We start from the raw sequence: 2,957 nt of genomic DNA on the forward strand, positions 1-2,957 counted from the left end.
TCTCCTAAGGTTATACTAGACACCCCTCAAATATAGTTAATAAATTTCAAACTTCAAACCGTTTTGAACACAAGCTTCTTTAAGTTTTTCTCTCCTGGTACCAGATGATGTATACCAAATTACCTTTGGTACATGTTTATATTGCTTAGCAATTATTCTGGATAATTCTTTATATTTTTTTATCTTTTCGTAATTAGTTTTCATTGTCTGTACATTGTCGATCTCCACAAAGCAATATATACCATTCTTTTTAAACATAGCGTCAGGAATTAAAGTATTCTCTCCATATTTAACTGGAACCTCTTTTCTCCAGTCATTTGGCATACCTAATTTAATATATAAATCATTTCTCATTAATGTGTGTTTTATCTTGTCACGTTTTAATTTCCTCTGATTAGATCCAACTCGTTCTTTACCTCTATTGGATAGATAATATATTTTCTTTTCGTATCGTACAGCAGCGAGTAACTTTTCCTTTTCCATTCTGTGCAATATCCGGTGTGCATTGCGGTCACCGCCTAATTGTTCTAATACCTGAAGCTGTTCTCGTGTAGCAAAATTCAAATCATCCAAACGTAACAAAATCTTCTCTTCTCTTAACTTTCTTTTTTCTTGATGTTTCATTAAGTTCATACCTCCTCAATTTATTTAAGATATCTTTATCTGAAATAAAGGGTACCTGTATGATTTGTTTGTCATGTGTCCTATAGATAGCTCTACCTGGTACAGTTAACTCTTCTGCTCCCTGTTCATCTATTGCAACTCTTGATGCAATTTCAGTTGGTAATCTAAAACTTATTTTCGCATCACTATTTTGTTTGATTTGCCGTGGTAACGTGTCTGCAGTAGGATACTGTGTGCAGAATATATTACGGTAACCAAGTGCTCCAGCAACACGACAAACCTCACTTAAAACTTGTTGGCAATACCTAAATTTATTTTTCTCTTCTTTTGAATGGTGTGCAGCTGGTGTAAGTTCTGCTGCTTCATCTACAATGACAAAGGTACGTTTGTTTATTGAAGTATCCAATATATTCGAATACCCTTTCGATTTGAAGTGCTGCATATCCGATTTTATATTCTTGTTTATTTGCTGCAGTAATTTATAGGCTTCATCAACATTGCTCGCCACTTCTTTGACCTGTCTCAATTTTTGATACCTAGAAAATTCTAATCCACCTTTAAGATCAACAATGTAGAATTCTACATCTTCAGGATGATTGTAACTAAGATGTGCCAAGATTAATTTCAGCAGTACAGTTTTCCCTTGCCTAGTCATTCCGGAAACTGTCATATGCGGTACTTGATCAAAATCATGATAAACATTTTTATTGCCAAGTGTAAAACCGATGGGTAAGGTCCAAGTATTTGAATCTTGAAAATAATAATCATACTTACTTTTCAGTTCTTCATCATAAACATTAATAAATAGTTTCTTTTGCATTTTTATTGTAACTGGCTTATTCAATGTTTTATGCAGGATAGTTTCTAGTTTCGGGTCATCGATAAGGCCATACGGTAAATGATAAATGTAGGTTGTGTGATTATCCGATTTTATGGTCCTTATATGAAATGGCATCTGTTCTTTAAATCCATACTTAATATTCTCGAATACCAAGTCAATTTTTTCTCGATCTGATTTATTACGGAAGAACGAATAGTGCAAAAAAGCACTAATACCTAACCAGATACTTGCTTCAACTAACATATTGAAACCTCCCTTCATTTGTATATACATTTGTATATACATTTCTATATTCTAGGTATGAAGTATAAAATGAATATTCCAATGTTGTAATATCAACTATTTAAATATTATACACAAGCAATGATTTCTGGAGCGTATAAACGAAAAAGCGAAAGCGATTTTTGCTTGAGCCTTTTGAGTGAATGTGTTTAATAAAGCATATGCTAAGGAAGCTTGTTTGTTGAACTAAAAATACAAAGTAAATTGAATTAAATATATAAAGGAATTCAAAGTATAAATGTTGAATGTATATAAAAGGTGATGATGATGAGGTCAAGAATTGGTTATTGGATTGAACATCGTGGATATAAGAAGAAATATGTAGCTGAAAAGATTGGAGTAAGTCAAACTGTCCTATCCAGATGGATAAATAATGTTAGCATGCCATCTGTTAAGAAACTGTTTGAATTAGCTGAATTGTTAGATTGTAAAGTGGATGATTTATACGAAAAAGATAGCGATTAGGCTATATTAAGAACGAGCAATGATAAAAAAGCCCAGGTTTTCCACGCCTGGGCTTTAACTACATAGATTATATTGTATTCGCAACTTGTAACTACAACCGTCTATTTACCTCTGATCGAACTTTTTCATACTCAGATTGACTGATACCTAAAGACTTCCTTCTGTTAGCATGACCATTACCGTGCTTACCTTGAATAACTTCGGTAGCCATTTGGTTAATAGATTTACCACTTGACTTAGGTTTATCGCCTAAAAGGATTTCATTAACACGTTTTTGTACTGCATCATATTGGCTACCTAATGCCTTTTTACGTGATGCGCCTGTACCGTACTTTCCAGCAATCACCTCTTGTGCTAGTTGATCAATACTTTTATTCTTAGATGGTTTCTTTTTGCTGTTTGAACTATTATTACTAGTTTTCTTTAATCCAAAGATTTTCACTAAACCATTCACATGGCCTTGCGCTACCTTATCTAAGAATGAATTAGATTTAAGGTTTCTGGCATCTTTGGAATCGTCAATAAATCCGCTCTCTGTTAGGATTGCTGGCATTCTTGATTCACGTACCATATGGAAGTTAGCTTGTTTTTTACCGCGATTATCAAATCCTGTAGCATTGATCAATTCGGCATTCATGATATTTTGGTTAGCTTTAGTAGCTTCAGATACACCGCCATTATAGATGAAATCCTCGTAACCACGACCACCACCGCCATTAATATGAACAGATACTAAATAATCTGC

General features: G+C 33.6%; 4 protein-coding genes. 1 reads left to right on the forward strand and 3 read right to left on the reverse strand.

The genetic code is table 11. From position 1 onward, the window contains the following. Window positions 1-36: 36 nt before the first annotated feature. Both GHT08_RS21755 and GHT08_RS21760 read right to left on the reverse strand, forming a co-directional pair. Entirely contained in the window at window positions 37-624 is a 588-nt protein-coding gene (locus GHT08_RS21755; protein WP_163583482.1) for a replication-relaxation family protein, read from the reverse strand. Next, window positions 566-1,708, reverse strand: coding sequence for an FtsK/SpoIIIE domain-containing protein (locus GHT08_RS21760; protein WP_163583483.1), 1,143 nt, complete (start codon window positions 1,706-1,708; stop codon window positions 566-568). The genes GHT08_RS21755 and GHT08_RS21760 overlap by 59 nt, the downstream gene beginning before the upstream one ends. 306 nt (window positions 1,709-2,014) lie before the next feature. On the opposite strand from GHT08_RS21760, the gene GHT08_RS21765 reads away from it, so the two are divergent. Further along, a complete protein-coding gene (locus GHT08_RS21765; RefSeq protein ID WP_163583484.1) occupies window positions 2,015-2,212 on the forward strand; it encodes a helix-turn-helix domain-containing protein in 198 nt (65 codons plus the stop codon). A 91-nt stretch (window positions 2,213-2,303) separates the two neighbouring features. Here the strand turns inward: GHT08_RS21765 and GHT08_RS21770 are convergent. After that, on the reverse strand, window positions 2,304-2,957 hold a 654-nt coding region (locus tag GHT08_RS21770), incomplete at its 5' end, for an N-acetylmuramoyl-L-alanine amidase (protein WP_163583485.1).

It is taken from the genome of Gracilibacillus saliphilus (genome assembly GCF_010994085.1).
Lineage (GTDB): Bacteria > Bacillota > Bacilli > Bacillales > Amphibacillaceae > Gracilibacillus > Gracilibacillus lacisalsi.